General features: G+C 40.8%; 17 protein-coding genes. 11 read left to right on the top strand and 6 right to left on the bottom strand.

The annotated features are described in order from the left end of the window. Positions 1-55: 55 nt before the first annotated feature. The 8 genes from devC (at position 56) to V7K98_RS20905 (ending at position 7,924) form a co-directional block, all read left to right on the top strand. Positions 56-1,234 carry an ABC transporter permease DevC gene (devC, locus tag V7K98_RS20940; protein WP_335025363.1) on the top strand — a complete coding sequence of 393 codons (1,179 nt, stop codon included), beginning with the start codon at positions 56-58 and terminating at the stop codon, positions 1,232-1,234. 170 nt (positions 1,235-1,404) lie between these two features. Then, the gene (locus V7K98_RS20935; RefSeq protein ID WP_335025257.1) at positions 1,405-2,409 is read left to right on the top strand and encodes an NAD-dependent epimerase/dehydratase family protein; all 1,005 of its coding nucleotides are present in this window, start codon (positions 1,405-1,407) and stop codon (positions 2,407-2,409) included. Positions 2,410-2,509: 100 nt separating this feature from the next. Further along, on the top strand, positions 2,510-3,493 hold the full coding sequence (locus tag V7K98_RS20930; RefSeq protein WP_335025255.1) for a glycosyltransferase family 2 protein: 984 nt from the start codon (positions 2,510-2,512) through the stop codon (positions 3,491-3,493). A gap of 79 nt (positions 3,494-3,572) precedes the next feature. Then, positions 3,573-4,040 carry a DUF2141 domain-containing protein gene (locus tag V7K98_RS20925; protein WP_335025253.1) on the top strand — a complete coding sequence of 156 codons (468 nt, stop codon included), beginning with the start codon at positions 3,573-3,575 and terminating at the stop codon, positions 4,038-4,040. 147 nt (positions 4,041-4,187) lie between these two features. Beyond that, positions 4,188-5,447, top strand: a complete 1,260-nt coding sequence (locus V7K98_RS20920; RefSeq protein WP_335025361.1) for a glycosyltransferase — start codon at positions 4,188-4,190, stop codon at positions 5,445-5,447. Positions 5,448-5,853: 406 nt separating this feature from the next. Beyond that, positions 5,854-7,128 carry a glycosyltransferase gene (locus V7K98_RS20915; RefSeq protein WP_335025251.1) on the top strand — a complete coding sequence of 425 codons (1,275 nt, stop codon included), beginning with the start codon at positions 5,854-5,856 and terminating at the stop codon, positions 7,126-7,128. Between the two features lie 204 nt (positions 7,129-7,332). Continuing rightward, positions 7,333-7,557, top strand: a complete 225-nt coding sequence (locus V7K98_RS20910; protein ID WP_335025249.1) for a hypothetical protein — start codon at positions 7,333-7,335, stop codon at positions 7,555-7,557. Continuing rightward, the gene (locus V7K98_RS20905) at positions 7,547-7,924 is read left to right on the top strand and encodes a type II toxin-antitoxin system VapC family toxin (protein ID WP_335025247.1); all 378 of its coding nucleotides are present in this window, start codon (positions 7,547-7,549) and stop codon (positions 7,922-7,924) included. The genes V7K98_RS20910 and V7K98_RS20905 overlap by 11 nt, the downstream gene beginning before the upstream one ends. Here V7K98_RS20905 and V7K98_RS20900 read toward each other — a convergent pair. Together V7K98_RS20900 and argZ are read right to left on the bottom strand one after the other, a co-directional pair. Continuing rightward, positions 7,911-8,447 (bottom strand): DUF2085 domain-containing protein, encoded by a 537-nt coding sequence (locus V7K98_RS20900; RefSeq protein WP_335025245.1) that lies wholly within the window; start codon positions 8,445-8,447, stop codon positions 7,911-7,913. The genes V7K98_RS20905 and V7K98_RS20900 overlap by 14 nt on opposite strands. A gap of 42 nt (positions 8,448-8,489) precedes the next feature. Further along, positions 8,490-10,601, bottom strand: coding sequence for a bifunctional arginine dihydrolase/ornithine cyclodeaminase (gene argZ, locus V7K98_RS20895; RefSeq protein ID WP_335025243.1), 2,112 nt, complete (start codon positions 10,599-10,601; stop codon positions 8,490-8,492). Between the two features lie 1,105 nt (positions 10,602-11,706). Between argZ and V7K98_RS20890 the strand changes: the two genes are divergently transcribed. Both V7K98_RS20890 and V7K98_RS20885 read left to right on the top strand, forming a co-directional pair. Then, complete coding sequence (locus V7K98_RS20890; RefSeq protein ID WP_335025242.1) at positions 11,707-13,335, top strand: glycosyltransferase family 39 protein; 1,629 nt, start codon at positions 11,707-11,709, stop codon at positions 13,333-13,335. Positions 13,336-13,591: 256 nt separating this feature from the next. Beyond that, the gene (locus V7K98_RS20885) at positions 13,592-17,551 is read left to right on the top strand and encodes a DUF2157 domain-containing protein (protein WP_335025240.1); all 3,960 of its coding nucleotides are present in this window, start codon (positions 13,592-13,594) and stop codon (positions 17,549-17,551) included. 156 nt (positions 17,552-17,707) lie between these two features. Here V7K98_RS20885 and V7K98_RS20880 read toward each other — a convergent pair whose 3' ends face one another. Together V7K98_RS20880 and V7K98_RS20875 are read right to left on the bottom strand one after the other, a co-directional pair. Beyond that, a complete protein-coding gene (locus tag V7K98_RS20880) occupies positions 17,708-19,153 on the bottom strand; it encodes a RecQ family ATP-dependent DNA helicase (protein ID WP_335025238.1) in 1,446 nt (481 codons plus the stop codon). Positions 19,154-19,466: 313 nt separating this feature from the next. Next, entirely contained in the window at positions 19,467-20,093 is a 627-nt protein-coding gene (locus tag V7K98_RS20875) for a DUF1802 family protein (RefSeq protein WP_335025236.1), read from the bottom strand. A 79-nt stretch (positions 20,094-20,172) separates the two neighbouring features. Here V7K98_RS20875 and V7K98_RS20870 point away from each other — a divergent pair, with 79 nt between their 5' ends. Further along, entirely contained in the window at positions 20,173-21,150 is a 978-nt protein-coding gene (locus tag V7K98_RS20870) for an aldo/keto reductase (protein WP_335025234.1), read from the top strand. 469 nt (positions 21,151-21,619) lie between these two features. Here V7K98_RS20870 and V7K98_RS20865 read toward each other — a convergent pair whose 3' ends face one another. Then, entirely contained in the window at positions 21,620-22,735 is a 1,116-nt protein-coding gene (locus V7K98_RS20865; RefSeq protein WP_335025232.1) for an ABC transporter permease, read from the bottom strand. A 150-nt stretch (positions 22,736-22,885) separates the two neighbouring features. After that, a complete protein-coding gene (locus V7K98_RS20860; protein WP_335025230.1) occupies positions 22,886-23,767 on the bottom strand; it encodes an Npun_R2479 family HD domain-containing metalloprotein in 882 nt (293 codons plus the stop codon). Positions 23,768-24,366: the final 599 nt, after the last annotated feature.

Below are 24,366 nucleotides of genomic sequence, written 5' to 3'. Positions count from 1 at the left end.
CACAAATGACAAATGACCAATGATAAATGACCAATGACAAATGACAAATAAATCCATGAATTTCAAAATTCCTTTAGGATGGCTACAGCTAGCGCAACAAAAAGTTCGTTTACTAGTAGCTGTAGCCGGGATTGGTTTTATTGTGTTGCTAATGTTTGTGCAACTTGGTTTCCAAGATGCCCTCTATTCTAGTGCAACTGCTGTACATCAGAATCTCAAGGGAGATTTATTTGTAGTCAGTTCGCAATATAAATCTTTGACTTCAAATCAGAGTTTTTCGCGGACTCGTTTGTACCAATCTCTGGGCTTTGATGGCGTTGAGTCAGTTAGCCCCATGTATTTGCAATTTGCTAAACTGAAAAATCCGGCAACTAGTGAGAAATATTCAATATATGTTATTGGTTTCGATCCAGGTAGACCGGTAATGAATCTCCCAGAAGTGGAGAAAAATTTAGATAAACTCAAAATTCCTGATGTTGTGCTTTTTGATCGGGGTTCTCGCCCAGAGTTTGGCCCAATAGCTGAAAAATTTGATGCGGGAGATACTGCACAGACAATTGAAATATTTCCCTACAATTCATTAATTGGCTATAGAGTCAGAATTGGTGGCTTATTCAGCTTAGGGCCTTCCTTTGGGGTAGACGGAAATTTACTTGTTAGTGACTCAACTTTCTTGAGGATAAATCCTAATAGCCGTCCGGCGGATATGATAGATATCGGTTTGATTTCCCTCAAACCTGGTACTAATGCCGAAAAAGTACTGAAAAATTTGCAAGCAAGTTTGCCTAATGATGTCCAAGTTTTTACCCGCCAAGGCTTCATTGATTTTGAAAAAAAATACTGGGCAGTCAGAACCCCCATTGGTTTTATTCTTAACTTAATGTTGACAATGGCTGCGGTGGTTGGTGTAGTTATTGTTTATCAAATTCTTTACAGCAATATTGCTACCCAGTTCGTTGCTTATGCCACTTTAAAAGCCATCGGATATGCCAATAGCTATTTGTTGAATGTAGTATTTCAGCAGGCTTTCATTTTGGCAATCTTAGGTTATATCCCTGGATTTCTTACTTCTATCTTGTTATATAGTTTTGCGGCAGAAGCAACTAAACTACCAATAGTTATGACCACTAATAATGCATTGATAGTTTTAACTTCAACAGTTTTAATGTGTATAACATCAGGAGCGCTTGCTATCAACAAACTCCGCTCCGCAGACCCTGGAGATATTTTCTAAGCAAGACAATTTGCTTTTAATAAATATTGAAATTGATGGATAAATCAATTTTGAAATCAGGACTTTAGTCATTATTTTCTAAGCACTGAAGTGCTTACTACAAACCATGAAAGCTAGCGCTTTTGTTTGAATCCAAAATCTAAAATCCAAAATTGGTATACCCCAACTATATGAACCTCAAAGACAAAACCCTGCTAATTACTGGTATTGATGAATTTGTCGGTTTGCGTGCAGCCGAGTTAGCCATAGATCAAGGGATGAAGGTTCGTGGACTGCAAAGTTCTAAAGAACAGAATAAACAATTACAGAATTTAGGTGTTGAGATAATTATTGGTAGTATCACCGATTCTACTATTGCTCAAAAGGCTTGTCAGGGAGTAGATATTGTTTTACATACAGATCAACTTGCCGAAGAAGCTGGCGCAATTAAGAATTTTCGTGATGTGAATGTTGGCGGTACTGTCAACATGGCTAAAGCTGCTAAACAAGCTGGTGTCAAAACATTTGTGCATCTTTCCAGTGTGATGGTTTACGGCTTCAACTATCCTAATGGTGTTACAGAATCCGGGCCACTTTCCGGCGCAAATAATCCTTACTGTGAAACAAAAATAGAAGCCGAAACAGCAGTTTTAGAACTGAATAATCCTCCAGATTTTGGCATCATCGTTATTCGATCTGGAGATGTTTACGGGCCAGGAAGTATACCTTGGATAGTCAGACCAATTTTGATGATGCGTCAAAAATTATTTGCCTGTGCCAATGATGCTAAAGGAGTAATCAATCACGTATATATAGATAACCTGATTGCTGGCATCTTTCTAGCGATAGAAAAAGAAACCTACGGTGAAATATTTAATATCACTGATGGACAAGAAACTTCCTGGAAAGAGTATTTTATGCGTTTAGCAGCAATGGAAGGCTTACAAGCACCTCTTTCATTATCGAAAGATGAAATCAAGTTGTTTCTAAAGCTACGTGTTCAAGGACAAAAACTTTTTAGGAAAAAAGTTGATATTTTACCAGAGTCTATAGATTTTATGACTCGTCCTTATGCTTGTTCTATTGTCAAAGCACAAAGCTTGTTAAATTATAAACCAACAATTGACTTAGAAGAAGGAATGCAGCGAACACATGAATGGCTGCAAAAAACAGATATCCAAAACTTGATTAAATAGTCCTCTAGATTCCCGACTTGTTAAATAAGTCGGGAATCTAGATACCACAATTATCTGCAATTGAGCATAAAATAATTCACAGATTTTCCGAATACTTATTATGAGTAACAATCAGCCACGATTGAGCATCGGATTACCTGTATACAATGGTGAAAAATTTCTCAAAAAAGCTATAGATTCACTCTTGGATCAAACCTTTGAAGATTTTGAACTAATTATTTCAGATAATGCATCTACAGATAAAACTGAGGAAATTTGTAGAGCTTATGCTGAGAAAGACCAACGTATTTGTTACTACCGCAATGACAATAATATAGGTTGCGCTCGTAACTTTAATCGTGTCTTTAAATTGTCTTCAGGTGAGTACTTTAAGTGGGCAGCTTATGACGATCTACATGCTCCAGATTTTATCAAAAAGTGTGTTGAGGTACTTGACCAAGACCCTAGCATAATCTTGTGTCACTCCCAGACATATTTCATTGATGAACAGGATAATTTTCTCCAAAATTACGATATCAAACTTAAGGCAGATGCGCTAAAACCACACGACCGTTTTCACGAATTACTGACGAAACATTTATGTTATCAATGTTACGGAGTAATTCGTGCCAGTGCCTTGAGAAGAATACCGCAGATGGGTGGTTATGGTAATGCAGATGGAATTCTTTTGTTAAGACTTGGCATTCTTGGTAGATTTTATGAAATCCCTGAATACCTGTTTTTTGCCAGAAGCCATCCGCAACAATCAATGAGTATGTATTTCCCTAATTATTTGTTGTTTGCTAACAACAATAAAAAACCGTCAATGAGTATGCTACCTGATTTTTATGCCTATACAGTGTGGTTTGATTCAGCAAAGCAAGGAAAAATTTTATTGCCACATTGGAGAATAATTTGGGAGTATCTACTATCTATATGGCGTAGCCCTCTGAGTTTGAATGAGCGGCTGTATTGTCATATAAGTTTATATCAGCAGTTAAAAGGGGCAGAATATCTTTTGCTGAAAGATTTACTAAGGGTGCTGCAAGTACTTTGGAAACGTTGGCAACTAGCATCAATTAAAAAACATCAAGTCATAAATTGAACGAATCAGTTCAAAAATAAAAGCTGTACTTACTAGCTTTTACCCAGTTGCAAAATTACCTATTCATCACCACAAAATTATGCTGAAACTATCTCATATCTCTCATGTTTTACTTGCTACTTTAGTAAGCCTCAGCTTTGCTAAAACAGTTAATGCAGAACCAACTGCAACACTTAGTATTGTAGTCAATGGCATACAACACAAAAAAGGTGAGATTTGCTTCAGAGTTTACGCAACTGAACAAGGATTTCCCACGAGTAATTCTAAGGGATCTCAAGGTGGCTGCACTAAAATTACTGGCACTTCTGTAAAAAAAGAATTCTCCGGTTTGAAGCCTGGAACTTATGCTGTTAGCGTACTTGACGATCAAAATGGCGATCGCAAACTCCATAAAGACTTTTTTGGTATTCCCACAGAAGGTTTTGGGATTTCTAAAAATCCAACTGTGTCTATACAAACAGGTACACCAAAGTTTCGTGATGCCAGTTTTGTTGTCAACAAAAATACAACTGTGAACATCATGATGAAGTATTCGCTGGATTCATAAAGCTAGTGGGAATTGGGAATTGGGAATGGGAAATGGGGAATGGGGAATGGAGAAAAATTAATAATCTATGCCCTATGCCCAATGCCCTATGCCCCATGCCCCATGCCCAATTTCCAACCCCTAATCCTATCGGAGATTAAAAATTTAATGGAAGATTTGGCGATATTTTTGTCTAAGTCTTTGATGGGTTGGTTGGTTATTCAGGTGTGTTTTACGCTTGTCTTTATATGGTATCTGCGCTCATCTAAAAAAAACTTATTACCAGATGATCAGTTACCCAAAACAGCAGTGATTCTTTGCTTACGCGGAGCCGATCCGTTTTTGCCTAGATGTTTGCGATCGCTGCTGAACCAAAACTATCCCCAGTATGATTTAAAATTGATCGTTGATAGTCACGAAGATCCCGCTTGGAAAATTGCCAGTGAAACCATCACAGAGCAAGAAGCAACCAACGTTCAAATTAGCCCTTTGAGAATAGTACGCAACAATTGTAGTCTAAAATGTAGTTCCTTAGTCCAAGCTGTGCGTGAGTTGGATGATTCCTACAAGGTGGTTGCCTTAGTAGATGCTGATACCATAGTTCATGTGAATTGGCTGCGAGAATTGGTCAGTCCTTTAGGTGATGCTAAAGTAGGGGCGACAACAGGTAATCGTTGGTATGTACCTACAGGTAGGTATTGGGGATCTTTAGTGCGGTACATCGGTAATGTATCCACAGTAGTGCAAATGTTTATCTTCCAGATTCCTTGGGGTGGAAGTTTGGCTGTGAAAACAGAAGTGCTTCGCCAAACAGAACTCCTAGATAAGTGGGGACAAGCTTTAGGCGAAGATTTTATGATGCACGACATCCTCAAGAAACATGGATTTCAGGTAAAGTTTGTGCCTTCGCTGCTAATTGTCAATCGTGAAGAGACTGATTTATCCAACTTAATCGACTATCTCAAGCGCTTGATACTTTATTCTCGACTGTATCACCCACGTTGGTTAGCTTTAGTCAGTGAAGCTATTTCTAGCATTTTGTTTCCGACTGCACTCATCATCTTAATTCTAGAGTCCTTCTTGCAGGCAAAATGGGAAGCTGCGGTTATCTTATTAGGCTGTTATTGTGTCTATACTGTAGCACTACTCTTAATAATGCTTGTGTTGGAATTAGAGGTTCAGCGAGTGGTTCGCTCTAATGACCAGGCGATCGCAAAATTATCAGGTGCTACAATCATCAAAATGTTAATTGGGATTCCCCTAACACAGTGGGTTTATGGGTTAGCGATGCTATCATCCATTTGGATCTCAACAGTCACCTGGCGCGGTGTCTCTTATCGAATTCAAGGGCCTTGGAATGTCCGGTTAGTAGAATATCGCCCTTATCAATGGTTAGATCAGCCTATTGATAGCAAAGTTTCTCTTTGAATTAAATCGCTAAAATATAAACTAGGGCATGAAAGTTATTACACTAAACATTCCCTAGTCTTCAAATTATATTATATTTAGTACAACTATATTAGCTATAACTCTTGTCAGAATACACATTTTGTATTGTTGATTGTCAAAATGTATTTGCATTAATGGCAAGGGTTTAGACAAATATATTAAGGGGGATTTTGACTTAGTATTTTCGATGTTTTGATAGTTTCAATCCCGGTTTATAAACATCTACTTTACAATCGAAAATTTCGGCTATTTGAAAATCTGTAAATTCTTACTACAACCGAATTCATAGGAATTTACTAGCTAGATAATCAGGATGTTTATGAAACATAAGCTGCGTAAATCCTGAATTCAAAACCAGCATTTTTGTGAAATATTCCCCTTTATTATGACTAAACAAAAACTTCGCATTGCACTATTTACAGGATTGTATGCTCCTTTCTTGACTGGTGTTTCAGTCGCAGTTCACCAACGAGTTCGTTGGTTGCTAGAGCAAGGACATGAGGTTTTTCTAGTTCATCCACAAATCAACGATCGCTACCCCAAAAATGTTGGCGATCGCCCGATGGTAGGTTTGGAGGAAATTCAGTCTTTCCCCAATTTCTCTGCTTACGCATTTCCCACGGAACCGCTATTATTCTATAAGTCTCTTCCTCAACCATTAAATCATCGGCATTGGAGTGATACCAAGTTGCTGGAGAAATTTAAGCCTGATATTATCTTGGTTGAAGAAGCCGCGCAAATGAGAGGTTTATACTCATTTTTCTTGCAAGGTTATGGTCGTCCGATTGGTGTCGAATACGCGAAACGAACAGGTACGCCAATAATATCACTTTTCCATACTGATATCGTTGCGTATATCAAATATTATTTTGGAGATAAGTTCTTTAACTTTGTTCGCCCGATTGTTCCCGTTTTAGTCAAGCAATTTAGTGAGTCTTATGACTTCAATTACTTTTCTTCTAGAGAACAACTCACTAAATACGAAGAACTGAAATGCCAACGTGCTGAATATGTCCCTTATCAAGGCATTGATTGCGAAAAATTCCATCCGCGCAACATTTGTTATAATCCCATTCCTAACGACAACCGACCAACTCTTTTGTTTGTCGGACGCATTACCCCCGAAAAGAATGTTAATCAGCTGCTTGATATATTTCCACTCATAGCTGCTAAAATTCCTGATGTTCATCTAGTGATTGTTGGTAGTGGCCCGTTGGATGAAGAGATTCGTGAGCGTGCTAAAAAGTTTGGATCGGGTATTACTATCTGGGGTGAGTCTCATGGTACAGAACTTTTAGGCTGGTTTGCTAGAGCGGATATTTTTGTGAATCCCTCCGTTACCGAAAACTTCTGCACTACAAATAACGAAGCGCTAGCATCTGGAACCCCTCTAGTTGCGGTTGTTGCACCCTCAACTTCAGAACAGGTATCTCCTGGTCAGAACGGCTTTCTTGCTCAACCTAACAACCCTACAGACTTTGCTCAAAAGGTGATTGCAATTTTAGAAAATCCCGATTTGAAAGCAGATATGACTCGGCAGGCTCGCCCCTCTATACTTGAATTTGATTGGTCGGCATGTATGCAAAAGCTTGAAGACAAACTTTACCAGATTGTTGAAGGATCTCAGAGGGTGAAGGTAGGTATTAGGGTGAGACGATAAGGATAAAGAAAGACCTCTCCCTGGTTTTACTATGTAAAACCGTCCCTCTCCGACTCGGAGAGGGATAGATTATAATTCGTAATTACGAATGGTTGAGGAACTTAGGTTAACGATAACCAAGGCTGTTAGTGCAATGGTGCGTAGGCATAGCCTGTCCTAGACATCGCATTAAAATTAAACCAGGGTTCAATAGCTGGGATAACAATGGAAATTTTTCAACTGACGACAACTATTGATGCATCGGGGCATTTGCATCTTGACATTCCAACAGAGTTAGCGCCTGGACAGGTGAATATCGTAGTTGTTCTGAATCCGGTTGCATTAGATAGAACACAAAAATCTGATTATGATTTTTCCGATCTTGCGGGAAAGTTGCTCTGGGAGGGAGATGGACTAGCGATGCAAAGGGTACTACGGGATGAATGGTAGTCGCTACTTGTTGGATACAAATGCGATCGTGGCACTGTTACAAGGTAATTCACAACTACTGCAACTGTTGCAAAATGCTGATTGGATCGGAATTTCAATTATTAGTCAAATTGAATTTCTAGCATTTTCTGCGTTGAGTCAGGGAGATCGCCAAGTCTTTCAGCAATTTATCCAACGAGTTGAAGTTGTTAGTTTAATGAGTGATGATACAGTGTTAATTGAGCAAATTATCCAACTTCGTCAACAATATCGGCTGAAACTACCCGATGCAATCATTGCAGCGATGGCGCTTCAGGCAACTGCGAACCTAGTAACGGCGGATCAAGAATTTGCAAGAGTATCAACTTTAGCAGTTATTGGTTGGTAGCGATCGCTCTTTTATCTTCTTTAGCACCCCGCCACCCGTGTAAAATCGGCATTGTAAACAATCCCCACGCCAAACCCGTAATTAACCCAAAAGGCGTAACCACATAATTATTAAAACTCCACAAACCTAAAACTTGTGCTGCCAATTCCAAAGGATAAGCCATCATCAGCACACTGGCGATCGCCACACCACTCCAGCCATACTGACTTAACCAGTAAAATCCCTTACCACCAGTTACCCCATATAGCAGACGAGTAATCAACAAACCCGTGACAGTGCCGTAGCAGCGCATACACACAGCCATAATAAACGGTGGTGCTAAATCTAACCCCGTGTTTGGTTGCGGACATACATGATTACCCATGAAATAAATGATGTCCGCAATCCCAGGAAGCAAAGACACCCCAGACGCAGCCAAAAAGGGAGCGATAGGCGGGCCAAAAACCATCCCCACCAGCATAAAATCAGCAATCAAACTGATCCAATTAACCTGCAACTCCTCACTAAAAGCTACTCTTATCATCTCCCTCTCTCTGCGTCCTCTGCGCCTCTGCGGTTCGTTCTCCTAACCTACCTTATTCACATAAGGACTTGTCAACGTATCCAACTGTTGAATCAACAGACTAAGGAATAATCCCACATCCGTCACCACCCCAACAGATTCTACAGAACCGCGATCGCTTAACTTAGTCACCACAGCTGGATTAATATCCACACACACCATTTTCACCCCCGCCGGAGTCATATTCCCTACGCCAATGGAGTGCAGCATCGATGACAGCATCAAAATCATCTCCGCACCTTCCAGGTGTTTGGCATAATCCTCCTGTGCTTGAATCAAATCCATTTGGGTATCAGGTAAAGGCCCGTCATCCCGAATCGATCCCGCAAGCACAAAAGGTATATTATTGTGGACGCATTCATACATTACGCCACTCTTAATTGCCCCTACCTCCACAGCTTTATGAATGCTGCCGTATCTACGGATACTATTAATTACCTTCAAGTGATGGCGGTGTCCACCACGAACGGCGACACCCCGCTTCATGTCTACACCCAAGGAAGTGCCCATGATATTTTGTTCGATGTCATGAACTGCGATCGCATTTCCACCCAGCAATGCCTGTACATATCCTTCCCGAATCAGTTGCGCCAGGTGTTCGCCGCCACCAGTGTGAATTACCACAGGCCCAGCCGTGACAACTACTTTACCGCCAGCATCGCGGATTTTCCGTAATTCCCAAGCTACTTGTTCAACCACCAATTCCACGCGCCGTTCGCTGGAAACGCCCGCCGACATGAAGCTGAATTCTTGGGTGTTGCGGAGTTCGCGCGATTCTGTTTTGCGAATGGTACGGATACCTAACACATCTACAATTACCTGTTCGCCAACTTTTAAATCGCGGAGTATTTTACACCTAGCTACTACGCCAGTGGGAGTTTGAGTAATTGCGATCGCACCATCCATCCGTTGATTTTCTACCTTCACCCACTGTCCATCAATTCGGACTTCGGTAGGATAAATTGTACTGACGTAGAAATCATCAGGCGCTACACCATCTTGGATCACAGGTTCCAAGATGGCATCTCGCTCATCATGGGGTAAATTTACTGCACCCAAATCAATCAACATTGAAATGATTTCTTCCATCACCTCATGAGATGGTGCTGATACCTTCACCTCGGCGGCGGAGGTACTTTGCCGTTGTTCTCCCAAGTTGAAATTCAGAACTTGGAAACTTCCCCCAGCATCTATAATCAAATCCAAGGCGCGGTTAATTAAGCCAGCATCAAGTAAGTGTCCTTCCATGCGAATGATCCGGCTTTCTACCGAGATATTGGCATGAATTTCATCTCTAACTGGTTCTGTTACCCGCAAGGTTAAACATTTAGCTGCACCACCAGCTTTGAGAAACTCAGTTAACGGTGTTTCCAGCACTTGGAAACCCACATCTGCAAGACGGGTTTTCAAAGCATCACTCGCTTTGTTCATGATTACAATGCTGTCTACATTCACCGTATTACAAGCGAAGTTGACTGCATCGGCTTCAGCAATTGCGATTCGCTTTTCTGGTGCGACTCGTATTTCAATTAAGCGGTTGGAGTAAGAATCAAAAGCGCCTGGATAGTACAGTAAATAGCCATTTGTTAAGGGACAAAAACAGGTATCCAGGTGATAGAAACGTTCGTCTATGAGTCGTAAAGAGAGAACCTCAATATCCAGCCATTTAGCTAGATAAGGGTGAGAATCTAATTCCGATCGGAAACCGTATCCCGCCCATAACCAGCGTCCTTCCCGATCTAGCAGTGCATCTCCTGCGCCTTCAAAGGGCAAATCTTTGGGAAGTTCATTAACTGTATAACCATTTTCCTCAAACCATTGTTTGAAGTAAGGTTCTTCTCCCTGACGTTCTTTGTGCAAAAAGCGACTGAGGACAACATTATCCCCCAGTACTAAGCCAGCGTTGGCGGTAAAAACCAAATCAGGCCAACCTTTTTGGGGTGTTACTAAATCTACAATGGCGTGTTCTTTAAGAATCTGGTGTAATCCCTGCCACTGTTGCACGGCGCGATCGCGCGATGATTTATGAATGTTCCCTTCCATCCAGGGATTAATCACATAGTCTACATCGTAGTGGTCAGGAGGACACATCAAAAAGCGAATACGGGAAGTCATAAAAATCTTACAACCGTTTTATATGCTACAAGCCCATTTTAGATACAGATTTTTGATTTACTAACTAGAGGCAAAAGGATTCTAGAAGATTAAGGTGTACCGAGTTTTTTCAAAAATCAAATAGGAGTTCTATATTACTGCAAGATGGCAATCAGTGGAGAAGGTTACAAAATGATCCACATACATGGCAGGGAGCGAGAAGCTAAAAAAGACACATTATCGTAAATTCAAGGGTTTAAGACCCTAACCAAAACACTTAGTATTCTTACAAAGTTGGGCGCACGGAAACCGTGACGCACCGCAAAGCTCGCCACGGGGATACTCCCCGGTGGTCACTTTCGCCACTTTGCGCTCAGTTGAGTTGGGGTTTAAATCCCCGACTCCAACTGTCTTTATTTTTGAAGTTATGAGTAATGAGTAAGAAGTAATGGGTATTTTCTCATTACTCATTTAATTGGTAAGCTGTCGTGCATTTTATTTGCACAGCTAGGGCGGGCAAGATGCCCACGCCACAAGAGATTTATTTTTTTGAGGATGCAAATTAAAGTATTTTCAGCTTATGTGCGATCGCTCAGACTACTCATTGACACTCTCAGGTCTGAAGACACTGAGTTTTAGGCTTACTGAGAGATTTATAAGCCTTAACGGACTTTTAGCTACAATCCTACCCGAATCCGTATTTATGGTATCTTTGCATAAAGTTTATCAAATCTTTTTGTTTTTAACACAATTATTTTACATTTAGATCAATTTATACTGTATCATTTCAAGTGAAAATTACATTCGGTATGGTATTTTATTTCCGTAAATCTACAAACTTTCTGATTCTCATTTTTTGTAAATAGGATACCTTTAGCCCAAGTATTTTTATAGAGACAGGACTTACGTAAAAAATAGCCCAAACCTTGAGTTTCCGGTAGGGGGAATTCATTAGTTGCCCCTACTGCGTGTAGTTTTGCGTAAGTCCTAATAGAATTTTGATTCTAAATTAAGTGTTAATCTGAGGTAATTTAATTAGACACTTACTTACTAGCTCACAACTGATATGTTAAATCTAAATATTTAAAGAAGCTACCATAAAAACTGTTTTTAAGTTTTGCTGATATTGTTTTCTAATGTTCCTAATAATTTTCTAAACTGTATGGAAAACCAATCGTTACAGAACTGGAATATTTCTAAGTCTGGGTTACGTTTTTTAATTATCATCCTATTAGTAATAGGTGTATTTTTTCGCTTTGCCAATCTTGATAAAAAAGTGTACTGGGGGGATGAAGCTTTTTCATCATTACGCATATCTGGCTATTTGCAGTCAGAAATGAATAAGCAGTTAAGTGATGGCCGGGTGTTCACTATAGAAGATTTGCATAAATACCAGTATCCTAATGCAGAAAAAGACGCAGGTGACACAATTAAAGGGATTGCTGTAGAGGACTCACAGATTCTGCCCCTATATATTTTAATCACCCGGTTTTGGCTGGAGTGGTTTGGCGATTCTATAGCAGTGGCGAGAAGTTTTTCGGTATTTATTAGTCTGTTTACCTTTCCTCTTCTTTATTTGCTATGTCTAGAATTATTTGAGTCTTCACTAGTAGGGTGGATGGCGATCGCGTTGATAGCCGTTTCACCCATTCATCTCGTGTATGCACAAGAAGTAAGAGCATACAGTTTATGGATAGTAACCATCTTAATGTCGAGCGTAGCACTGTTGCGAGCCATACGCCTGAAAACAAAAGTTAGTTGGGGTATTTATGCAATAACATTATCATTAGGATTTTATACTCATCTATTTTTTACCTTGGTTGCCTTTGGACAAGGAATTTATCTAATAGCAATCGAACGCTTCCGATTGAGTAAAACATCGATTTATTACCTGATTTCATCACTTGCAGGGGTGATGAGTTTTGTACCTTGGATTTGGATTATTATTACCAACCCTCAGCCAGAATCAGTAAGTTGGGCAAACGCCAAACAAACATTCTTTGCATCAGCTATGAGGTGGGCAGGGCTTTATAGTCGTCCATTTCTTGATTTAGGTATTAGTCCTGATGCTCCAGGAATAGTTAAGATCGCCTTAATTCCTTTTATTTTAATTATTTTAACTTTAACTATTTACTCAATTTATTTTCTTTGTCGAAGAACCCCTAAAAAAGTTTGGTTATTTGTCTTAACCTTGATTGGATCGGTAGGGATTCCTCTACTGATAGCAGATTTCATCTTTCAAAAACGATATGCTACTAGTCGATATACACTTTCCTCAGTTTTAGGTATAGAGTTAGCGATTGCTTACCTATTGACGACTAAGATAGCGTCCATTAATACTAAAGCTTGGCAAAACAAACTCTGGTCGCTTGTAACGTTTATGTTGATTATGAGCGGAATTGTATCTTGTATACTCAACTCTCAAGCCCAGATGTGGTGGAACAAATTACCTGAAAAATACGAAGATTTTCCGAAAATTGCTAACATTGTTAGTCAAGGTAATAAACCACTATTAATAAGTAGCACTGACAATATAATGTCGTCAGTACAAGTACTTAGTTATTTGCTAGATCCAAAAGTACAATATCAAATTGTAGGAAAAAATCAGTTACCAAAGATAGCTAATGGCTTTACTGATATATTTTTGTTCTTGGTCGAACCATCTGATTTCTTAAAAGCTGGTGTTGAAAAAGTTTACAACTCAAAGTTACAGCAGATCAATAAGGTTCTATGGAAAGTAACAAAATCCACGTAAACCAAAGGATACATCGCATCTAGCTGTTGGGATTTTTACTTAGTCATTATTAAGTCCCCGTCCGGCTGACGCTCACGGAACGCCTAAATTTGTGTATGGGGATTTATCCAGCAAGAACTGCCTCCTTAACCTCAGCAAAAATCGTCAGTTGGAACTTAAAAATTAACATCAGCTAGCCTAATAAGTGGCATAATTAAAGCCAAAATATACTTTAATTGATATCTACTTAAAGTATATACTGATACTGCCGCCGCTTATGTCATCGCCCCTTGAGCGCCCGCTAAAGTTTGAAATTAGACTCCCATCGTCACATCCTCAGTTACTAGAAGGACTAGATATATGGCTGCGTTTAGGTTTGATATCCGATACCGAAGTTAAGGAGTTATGCCGAGAGTTTCTGGTGTGTACGGTAGCGTTGCGATCGCAACCTGAAACTCAAAAAAAGGTAACTTTTTTAACTGATGAACCCGAAGAGTTACCCTTAGCAGCTTTACAATCTCGTAGCCGTAGACAACCGCAACCAAAAACAGCCGAACCCAGCTTTGTCAGTACAATGTTGCAGTCTTTGGGGGCAGAACTGAGTGTACGCTGGCTACTTTTTCTAGGGGTATTCCTGGTAGTGGTATCCTCCGGGGTACTAGCTGCGAGTCAGTGGGAAAAGTTTCCTGCTTCTGGACAGTATGGAGTTTTATTTGCTTATACTTTGAGTTTTTGGGGGTTAAGCTTTTGGGCGACTAGGCAAAACAACCTCATATTGACGGCTCAAACTCTGCTGATTGCCACCCTTTTGTTAGTCCCAATGAATTTTTGGGCAATGGATAGCTTTAAGTTGTGGCAAAATCCTGTGGATTTGATTGTAGTTGCGATCGCCTGGCCTATCCTCACTGCTATAACTGTCTTACTCTTCAAAAATCGGACTATTTTTCCAAATTTACGTACCGAAAAATTACCTTTAGCCAATATTCTAGGGCTGAGTTATCTGCATTGGGGTTGGCAATTAAGAGGATTCCCCTTAATTGCCGTTTATCTGGCAATGATTGGCACAACTGTCATTACCATTTATCACAATCTTTACCAAAGTCAAGAAGATAGAAGCGATGTCTACGACGGGCTACGCCTACGCAGTAAGTTAAGTATTAGCTTGCCTGCTGCTGTGATTATTTACGCTTTGATAGTGCTGCTAGTGCGGGCAATTTTTGTCGCTAGGGTAGATGTAACGCAATTAGGTTTAGCGATCGGCATTTGCGGCTGGCTAGTAACTTGGTTAGCACAACAGAGGGCAGGGGGCAGGGGAGCAGGGGAGCAGGGGAGCAGGGGAGCAGAGGAAGTAACTGTAATATTCCCCCCATCTCCCTCATCTCCCTCATTTCTCTTCCTTTGGGAAAAACTCGGTAGTATTCTCCTCTTCCTCGGTTGGCTGGTTTCGGTAATAAATTATCCTTGGCAAGCCATAGCTGTCAGTGGTTTGGGTTTGTGGTTTGTGGGAAATCGCTTGTGGCGGTATAGTTTAAAGTTAGACTTCGCTGCGGTTTTCTTGATCGGCTTACAGACGATTTGGCTAGGTTGGCGATTAGTACCTGATAGCTTCCAGAAATTAGCGATCGCAACTAGCACCCAACTCACAAATTCTCAAAATGAACCTTGGGCATTGCTGGCTATAGCTTTATTTCCCTACATAATTTTGATGGTGGCGCTTACAGATAGCCTACACCGCACCGAAAAGCGAGAATTAGCGAAATTTGGCGAACTGCTCACCCTCTTACTTGGAGCTTTTTTAACAACGATCGCTATTGTAAATCCGGTATTGCGATCGCTAAATCTGCTATTTTCTACCATCACTCTGACATTCGTCACTCAACGCCGTTCCCCCTCATCCCTTCCCCTGGTATATCTAACTCACATCATGGGAGTGTTGACATTTTGCTCTACCATTAATTGGCTGGCTCCAACTCTGAGTCAGCAAGTCTGGGCAAGTATATTATTAGCTCTGATGGTTGCAGAATGGCGATTTAGCGTCAAACAAGGACTATGGCGAAGTAGTGCATGGGATATTGGTTTGGCACTAGCCGCCGTTAGTTTTTTCCTATTGTGGATGAATGCAGAATCATCTTGGTATGGTGTCGCTGATAGCAGAGCTTATTGGGGAACCTTATGGCTAGTTACGCCGATAGCTCTCACGGGTGTTGCCAATTGCACAACTACAGAACGTCGCACTACTACCCGTTACTTGAGTATTTTGGCTGTGGGAGTTGCCCAGCTACTGACTTTACAGTTACCAGAAACCAGATTAATCGGTTTGGGGGTAGGTGCGGGGCTTATGTTTGTAAATACGCGCTATTTACGAAACCAAATATCTGCCCTAATTACAGAAGGATTTGCTCTGAGTTTCATCGTGGCATTGCTGTGGATGGGTGTACCTGGTTTACCTCGCCTCATCCTAGCAGGTTGGTTTCTCGTAGGCGCGATCGCAACCCTAAGTTTATGGTTAGCGCGGACAGTTTTGAACCGACGCGGTAACGAATTAGCCCTTATTTATGCAGCCGCCAGTGATAAATGGGCGATCGCATTATGTGGTTTTGAGTTGTTTATTTTGACGCTACACTCAATATTGATTTACTCAGGGTTTCTATCTTCAGGATTTTTGTATATAGCTGCCACTGCAATCACCTTGGCAGCCATTGTTTATCGCAGTTTGCGACAACCGACAAATTTGGCATTTTATGCCATTGGTTGGTCATTGGAATTGTTGACTGCCCAGGTATTGGGATTTGGGGAACACTCAACTGTTAAAATTGCCATTGCAAATATTGCTTTAGGTTTAATCGCTCAACTTTTCGGAGAGTGGTGGCGACGACGATACCAATTAGAAAGGGTTCCTAGCAGTTTTCATATTTTGCCCTTAATTTATGCTGCATTCAGCGTATTCCTACGTTTGAACACCTTCACCGAATGGACTGGTTTGTATTCCTTGGGTGTAGCTTTAATCATCATTGGCGTGGGGCGACGGCGCGAGAACTTTAAACCCCTGCTGTACTTAGGAATAATTGGCGTATCAATTTCTGCTTATGAACTTTTGTTCTATCAAATGTCACAAGCTTCAGGAGGAGCATTAGGTGATGGATTGATTGCCATGTCTGCCCTTGGTGCCAGTATCATGTATGCTTACCGCATTTTGTCGCCTTGGCTTGTCATCTACTTACGACTAACTCCTCAAGAAATAAAAGGAATTGCTCATATTCATTGGGCTTGGAGTAGCTGCTTATTAATGGCTGCCATTCCTCTCCCCATTTCGGTTAACCGTTTAGTGGGATTAGCAACAGGGGTATTTTTGATTCGCTATGCCATCTTTCAGGGAAGAAATTCGCGCACTTCCCCCACTATCTTGAGAGGAATCACAATCGGCGAAATGTGGGTTTACCTTGGCTTATTAGAGGTAGCCGGCATGAGGATTTATTGGCGCGAGACAGCAGTGGGAAAATTTTGGGCTGGGCCATTACTTCCTTGGAACGGTGCGATCGCTTGTGTGGTAGCCTATTTTCTGTACATCCTACCTTGGGAAAGCTGGGGTTGGTCTAAAAAACCTTGGCAGCAAGCCGCCTGCATCATTCCACTGATAATTTTATGGGAAACCAGACTGCAAACTTACCCCATTACCTTAGTACTCGCAGCTGGATTTTACATCTTCCTGGCAAAGATAGGTGAAAACATTCGTTTTACCTATATTAGTGTGGCGTTGATTGATTGGGCACTTTACCGTTGGTTTGATTCCTTACGCCTGACTGATATTTTATGGTATGTAACGCCAATTGGGTTATCACTGCTTTATATTGCTCAAGTAGATACCCAACTGAAGCTACCAGAGTACAAACGATCTCGCCATATTCTGAGATTGCTAGGTAGTGGTTTAATTTGTGGGTGGGCAATTTTATTTAATCAAAATACAGCCTGGATACCTGGAATTTTCAGCCTCATCGCTATTTTTGCCGGATTAGCTTTACGAGTGAGGGCTTTTCTCTACATTGGTACAGCCACTTTTTTAATCACTACAATCTATCAATCCGTAATTTTCAGTTTGCAGTACTCCTTTTTAAAATGGATTGTTGGCTTGCTAGTTGGTATTTTACTGATTTACATCGCCGCCAACTTTGAAACCCGTCGCGCTCAAATAACTACCTTAATTCGTAGCGCCATTGATGAATTTCAATCATGGGAATAAGGGACTGCCAAAAAAAATACTCAACTACTTATTGTGGGGTGGGCATCTTGCCCGCCCTATTGAAGTGGGCGGGCAAGATGCCCACCCCACAAGATGGGATAAATTATTTGTTGGAAGTCCCTAAAGATATAGCATTCCTAAATTATTCGTGAGGATTTATTGACGGCAATTATCGCAATGTCCGCAACGCCAGTTAGCAGCGTCTTTATCAAAACCAAAAGCATTTAACAAGAATTGCCAACGACACTGCTTTGTAGTCAAATATTGATGCATTTGTTTTGCAGCGTGTAATTGCGTCGGTGGCTGATTTCCCGCTTTTTGAGCAATACTGTAATGGAAAGGATCGAGCCAGTTTAACTGTCCATTGCTGTGAAGTAAAGCCAGCGCCGTAGCACCATCAGGAAATTGTCGGGTTACTGCGTTCACTTCTCCCTGTTTTGGTAATTTTTTCACAAGTTGTTGCGCTATTTGTTGTTGCGATCGCATTTGTTCGTGAAAAAACTGCTGTCTTTGCTTATCCTCTGCATCTAACCACCCCGTAGGTTCACTCACCAATGTTAACGCTTCTGCCGGTTTCCCATCCCTTCCAGCCCGGCCGATTTCTTGCACATATTCAGATAGCAGATGTGGCGCATGAAAATGGGCAACCCACCGGACATTACTTTTATTAATCCCCATGCCAAATGCACAAGTACACACCACAAAGGGAATTTCACCACTTAACCAACTTGCCTCCACTGCACGGCGTTCAGTTGCCCCCAATCCCGCATGATAACTAGCTGTGGCATAACCCATCTCTGCTAACCATTCAGCTAAATCCTCACTATCTCTCCTAGTGCGAACATAAACTAATCCCGATTGTTGTGGTCTATTTTGAATAAACTTTAATAATTGTTGTTTCCTACCCCTTGGTGTCCAAGCAATGCGAACACTAGGATGCAAATTAGAACGGTAAGGATTCAAGCGAAAAATCTCTGGTTGCTGTAATTGTAAAACTGTTTGAATAGTCTTTTGGGCTAAAGGATCGGCAGTCGCAGTAAAAGCAGCAATACTGATTTTTGTTCCTAGTGGTTTTGATTTTAGCAATGCCGGACGCACCGCCCCTAATCTGCGATAAGCTGGGCGAAAAGTATCACCCCACTGAACTAAACAATGGGCTTCATCTAAAATTAAGCCATTAATTTGCAATTGTGGTTGACATAATTTTTCCCACACTGGCGCACTTAGCAAAGTTTCTGGCGATAAATAAAGTAATCTTAGCTGTTGACGTTCCAAAGCTTGCAGAGTTGCACGGCGTTGAGATGAAGATAATTCACTATGCAAAAGTGCAGCTTTTTGGTTGCTTTCTCGTAGTTCCTGTACTTGATTTTCCATTAGCGCCACCAAGGGCGAAACTACTAAAGTTAATCCGGTTTGTAGGAGTGCCGGAAGTTGAAAACAAATCGACTTTCCGCCACCTGTGGGCATAATAATCAGCGCATCTTTTTGTGCTAATAAACTGCTGACAATTTCTCCCTGTGGCGGACGAAAATCTTCATAACCCCAAATTTTCTGAAAAGCTGCGCGAACTTCTTGCCAAGATTTTGTTAGAGGCTGATTCATAATCAACAGTAGACGCACCCATATTATTGAATACTGAATATAGCCTCTGTTATCTAGTTAATGGTTCAGTAATTTCATCATCTGACATTACAAACAGGAATTTTAATTACAGCGTATTGCAGGTAAATGTTAGGACTTACGCAAAATATATCTCAAACTCTGATTTCTCCGTGTCCTCTGCGCCTCTGCGGTTCGTTATTCCGTAACTCTTGCATAAGTCCTAAATGTATTAAACTTAAAACTTACGCAGTAGGGGCAATTCATGAATTGCCCCTACTGCGTAGAATGAAGTTGACAAAAATACAACCAAGATTTAACCAAAGATTGAGTTGTGATTGAGCATATCAATCTTCCTCTCCATTTTGTCCCCGACAATGCTACGAATTGTCTCTACTAATTGACTATATGCAAAGTCAGACAAAACAGGTGTTGCACCTTGCAAATGAATTGGTTGATCTAAATCAATCCATGACTTGCAACCCCCGTATTTAGGATAATAAGGAATTTCTCGATCTTGGGGTAGTTTATATGTCCGCAGAAGGAGAATATAAAGGGGTTGGCGTGCTTTCCATTTGAGGCGATCGCTAATAAAATTATCCTTCCAAATATGGAAGGGAAGCAAGGCGTTGACAAGAAATTCGTCACTAACAGGCAAAATATCGGTAATTTCAGCCCAACTACCGATACGAACTGTTTCAGGATGCCAGCCGGATGTTACTGGATAGACGCGATTAGCATACTCCGCTTTCAGCATGAAAGCTTGTTGATGTTCATAAGTAGGATAAAGCAAAATTTCCTTGTGGGCGACTTGGAAATGTCCATTTCGTTCATGGATACCGCCTTTGCGGAGCAACATAATTGTTTTGCCACTTTCCAAGGTATTTACGGCGACTGCCCATTCTTTGAGAGCATGAAAGGTTGTAGTCAATTCCATCAGCATGTAGTGTAACTCTAATTTTATTTCAAGCTAAGACCGATAAAGTGCGAAACTATCCAGGGAAATGAATTAGGAAGTGGTTATGGAAAAGCGATGTCTACGACGGGCTACGCCTACGCTAGGTACTTCTGATGTGCAAATTACACCCATCCTGATGGGAACTTGGCAAGCTGGTAAAAGAATGTGGGTAGGAATTGAGGATGCTGACTCGATTAAAACCATCCGAGCCGCTTATGAAGCTGGTATCACTACAATTGATACTGCTGAAGTTTATGGTGAGGGACACTCTGAGCGAATTGTTGCCGAAGCTTTATCTGATGTACGCTCTCACGTGGAGTATGCCACAAAAGTTTTTGCCAACCATCTAAAGTATCAACAAGTCATTGAAGCTTGCGATCGCTCCTTAACAAATCTGAAAACTGATTACATCGATCTTTACCAAATACATTGGCCCTCTGGTGCTTTCAATAGTGAAATCGTACCTATTGAGGAAACTATGAGCGCTCTAAACCTGCTCAAAGAGCAAGGTAAAATTCGCGCCATTGGCGTTTCCAATTTTTCCTACGCCCAGTTAGCAGAAGCAGCAACTTATGGACGTATTGATAGTTTACAACCACCCTATTCTTTATTCTGGAGGCAGGTAGAACAAGATGCATTCCCTTATTGTATTGAAAACAACATTTCTATCCTTGCTTATTCGCCTTTAGCTCAGGGACTATTAACAGGAAAATTTGGTCTTGGTCATAAATTTGACCCAGCAGATAACCGTGCTAAAAATAAACTGTTTCAAGGCGAAAATTTTGAACATGCTCAAGAAGCATTAGAAAAATTGCGTCCGATAGCCTTTCTTCATAATTGTACCCTTGCTCAGTTAGCTTTGGCCTGGTTAATTGCTCAACCCCAAACAAATGCGATCGCTGGAGCGCGTTATCCCGAACAAGCACTAGACAACGCACTAGCTACTCAAATTAAGCTTTCTGCCGACGAATTAGCAGAAATCGATGTTATTGGACGTATTGTTACCGACCATCTCGACAACAGTCAGATTATGTGGGAATGATGACAATGTAGCTTGGTTATCCATACTTAACTCTGGAAGATCCCCTTAACTCTCTTAAAAAGATAGTCGGGGATCAAATCTCTAGAACTAGATTGCAAAACCTAACAAAACATCAATTTTAGTAAACGAAGGATTGCAACTCACAAATCTAAGTGATAAGTTAAATAGTAGGACACAAAATAGAACTCAACCAAACAAAGAGGGTAAATGGCTTAGTGTCACCTGTCATCAACCCAAGCAAATTTCAGCATATCAATTTATAGCAGTGGTGAAAGCCTAATGTAGAAGGCAAAGCCAAATCCCAAAGCGGAAAAACGCAAGAATGCTGGATTTGTTAGTTTTAAGTCCACCTTAGTTATTAACTTCCAATTACTTAATTCAGTTTAACAATTTGAAACCTGTGAACCCGATAAAACCTGGTCAACCTCCACCAGGTTTTGTGCTTTTTATTGTGATGTAAAAATAAGCCTTATCTTCTTAGACTACGTGGGTCAAGAGCATCTCTTAGTCCATCACCGAGTAAATTGAATGCTAACACTGTGAGGATAATCAGCACAGCCGGCGGCCAGATTAACCAAGGTTGTAACACCAAAATTGAGGCATTGCTAGCCAGAGAAAGCATATTTCCCCAAGAGGGGTCTGGTTGTTGAATTCCCAAGCCGATGAGACTTAATATCGCTTCTGCACCAATAAAGCTGGGAATTGCAAGAGTAGCAGAGATAACTACATAACTAGCCGTTTGCGGCAAAACGTGGCGGAGAATAATATAAAGTGGGTTTCCGCCCATCGCGCGTGCCGCTTGGACAAATTCTCGCTCTTTAATTGATAGTACCTGTCCGCGAATGACCCGTGCTAAACCAGCCCAGCTAATAACCGAAGTAATCACTACAATCAGTAAAAAACGCTGGGTACTGCTTAAACCAGTCGGTAAGACTGCCCCTAAAGTCACCAAAAGATAAATACTAGGGAAAGTCATTAGCACTTCTGCTAAACGCATAATGACGCTATCAGTCACACCGCCGATATAACCGGAAATTCCACCGATGAGCAAACCCAGGGGATAGGTAATGATGATACCAAAAATACCGATAAACATACTGATGCGACCGCCATGCAGCAGGCGGCTGAATTGATCGCGTCCTTGGTCATCAGTACCCAAGATGTTAATTTTTGCGCCAGTTGTTGTGCCAAATAAATGCCAATTTAAAGGAATACCAGGAAAGATTGTAACTTCATCCCACTTAGGAGGTAGTGGCAAACTCATCTGCAACAATCGGTATTCTGGGCCAGAGACAAATAGACGCAAAGGTGAGGGTTTTTTGAAGTCTACAATGAGTTTGCGATCGCCTGTTTCTAAATTTGTGTCTCCCTGAGTCGTGGGATACACATGGGGCCCGATAAACTGCCCTGACTCAGAAACCCAGTGTATCTGAGTTGGTGGCAGCAGTGAACCATTAGGTTGTGAAGCGTAAGGGTCATAAGGAGCCACAAAATCTGCTGCAATTACTGCTATGTAAAAAATTAACAGCAAAATTGCCCCAAATTGTGCCAAAGGATTTTTCTTTAGTCGTCGCCACCAATCCATAGTAGTTAGGAGTTATAAATTATGAGTTATGAGTTCTTAAAGTTTCATCTTAATTCATAACTCATGATCAATAATTCTCAACAGACAAAGATTTTTCGCGTCTCTAGTCCCAAATCTTGTACAGACGCGATTAATCGCGTCTCCCAAATCTCAACTCTTCAATGCTAATTCCTCTAAATAACGCTGCTGTTCTTGCTGTTGTTTTTCGTGTTCTACAACAAATACGTTTGAGTAGAGATTAGCCAGAATTTGTTTGCCCTGTTGTGTCAATGATAGGTAATGCAGTCCTTCTTGGATATAGGGATAGACACCATTCCAGTAAAACTTAGCGTAGTTATTCCGTAAATCGGCAGGGGTATTATAGCCCAAAACTTTATTTACACCAGTTTCTTCAAACTCGTAAAATAATGAAGTAATTTTCTTCAGATAACGCGGATCGCTTAGTTGACCAATCAAATCAGCCGCCCGAACTAACCCAGCAAAGCATTTTGTATCTTGATGATCTTCTGCCGCAGGTACAGGAAAGCGAGTCAATTCAATATTGCTCTTAATTGCCTCAGCATCTATTAACTTGTGACCTCCAAAACGTTCATCAATAAAAAGCTTGGCTCTATCAACATGATACGGCGTGAGACTAGCATCAGAAGCGCCAGGAGCTACAGAAACCATTCTGCCATTTTTACCTGTGGAATATAAACCTGCTGCTTCTTGATCTTGTCGGCAAACTCCCTTAACGTAGCCAATATCATGACTAACCAAAGAAATGATACAATGCAACCAGTCTTCACTGGAAACACCACCCTCTCTGATGTGTTTGCCACGTAAGATTTCTTGCCCCACAAGGGTAACAAGAACAGTGTGTTCAACATTATGATAAAGGGCATCACTATTGGCAATGTTTTCTAAGGCCATGTTACCAGCCCAGGCAATAATGTCCTGATAATCATTTTTGAAGCAGCCATAAGTGCGACGGTAGCCTTCTCGTATTTCATCTACAAAGGCATCAATTAAAATTTCAGTTGCATTGAACATATCGGCTTACTCTGGTAAATACCAATTATTTATTGTTTTGCATTGATTTCAAAATTCCATCATCAGGGCCACCCCGGCTGGAATTATGGAGTTTGCTCCTTTGTAACTCACGTGTAGCTATGAACGCTAGCTTTATCTATGGTTGGATAGCAGGACTTACGCAAAAAATAGCCCAAACTTTGAGTTTCCGGTAGGGGCAATTCATGAATTGCCCCTGCCGCGTGTAGTTTTGCGTAAGTCCTAGATACATGGCTTTCTAATAACACTAAGGCTTTAGAGTAATTATAATTTGCGTAAATTAGGCAATTTCTTAGTCTAATAAAGTACATTTATTGCTCAAGTTTTAATTAAATAAATCTAGATTAGTTCTATCAGTCTTTCATATTTAAGCGTTGGTTGACAGTGATCTAAATGCCTATATTGTGTGACCTAGAGTAGCTAAATAAGATATGATAATTTTTGTATCCTAATATCTATATAAAACTATTAACCATGTAGTCCTAGTAATTACCCTTAGTATCAAAGTTTTAGTATATACTTTCATTGAGCAAAGACATCAGCTATAAAATGCGCCATAGTTAATAGGAAGTAAATAAATT

The sequence above is a fragment of the Nostoc sp. genome, assembly GCF_036917435.1.
Taxonomy (GTDB): Bacteria; Cyanobacteriota; Cyanobacteriia; order Cyanobacteriales; family Nostocaceae; genus Nostoc.
This window is presented reverse-complemented; position numbering and strand designations above follow the sequence as displayed.

What these genes read in the sequence shown, in the direction of transcription:
- V7K98_RS20865 (WP_335025232.1), bottom strand. Translation starts at nt 22,735, where the DNA reads ATGGATTGGTGGCGACGACTAAAGAAAAATCCTTTGGCACAATTTGGG.
- V7K98_RS20915 (WP_335025251.1), top strand. Translation starts at nt 5,854, where the DNA reads ATGACTAAACAAAAACTTCGCATTGCACTATTTACAGGATTGTATGCT.
- V7K98_RS20875 (WP_335025236.1), bottom strand. Translation starts at nt 20,093, where the DNA reads ATGCTGATGGAATTGACTACAACCTTTCATGCTCTCAAAGAATGGGCA.
- V7K98_RS20910 (WP_335025249.1), top strand. Translation starts at nt 7,333, where the DNA reads ATGGAAATTTTTCAACTGACGACAACTATTGATGCATCGGGGCATTTG.
- V7K98_RS20885 (WP_335025240.1), top strand. Translation starts at nt 13,592, where the DNA reads ATGTCATCGCCCCTTGAGCGCCCGCTAAAGTTTGAAATTAGACTCCCA.
- V7K98_RS20930 (WP_335025255.1), top strand. Translation starts at nt 2,510, where the DNA reads ATGAGTAACAATCAGCCACGATTGAGCATCGGATTACCTGTATACAAT.
- V7K98_RS20870 (WP_335025234.1), top strand. Translation starts at nt 20,173, where the DNA reads ATGGAAAAGCGATGTCTACGACGGGCTACGCCTACGCTAGGTACTTCT.
- V7K98_RS20880 (WP_335025238.1), bottom strand. Translation starts at nt 19,153, where the DNA reads ATGAATCAGCCTCTAACAAAATCTTGGCAAGAAGTTCGCGCAGCTTTT.
- devC (WP_335025363.1), top strand. Translation starts at nt 56, where the DNA reads ATGAATTTCAAAATTCCTTTAGGATGGCTACAGCTAGCGCAACAAAAA.
- V7K98_RS20860 (WP_335025230.1), bottom strand. Translation starts at nt 23,767, where the DNA reads ATGTTCAATGCAACTGAAATTTTAATTGATGCCTTTGTAGATGAAATA.
- V7K98_RS20925 (WP_335025253.1), top strand. Translation starts at nt 3,573, where the DNA reads ATGCTGAAACTATCTCATATCTCTCATGTTTTACTTGCTACTTTAGTA.
- argZ (WP_335025243.1), bottom strand. Translation starts at nt 10,601, where the DNA reads ATGACTTCCCGTATTCGCTTTTTGATGTGTCCTCCTGACCACTACGAT.
- V7K98_RS20920 (WP_335025361.1), top strand. Translation starts at nt 4,188, where the DNA reads ATGGAAGATTTGGCGATATTTTTGTCTAAGTCTTTGATGGGTTGGTTG.
- V7K98_RS20905 (WP_335025247.1), top strand. Translation starts at nt 7,547, where the DNA reads ATGAATGGTAGTCGCTACTTGTTGGATACAAATGCGATCGTGGCACTG.
- V7K98_RS20900 (WP_335025245.1), bottom strand. Translation starts at nt 8,447, where the DNA reads ATGATAAGAGTAGCTTTTAGTGAGGAGTTGCAGGTTAATTGGATCAGT.
- V7K98_RS20935 (WP_335025257.1), top strand. Translation starts at nt 1,405, where the DNA reads ATGAACCTCAAAGACAAAACCCTGCTAATTACTGGTATTGATGAATTT.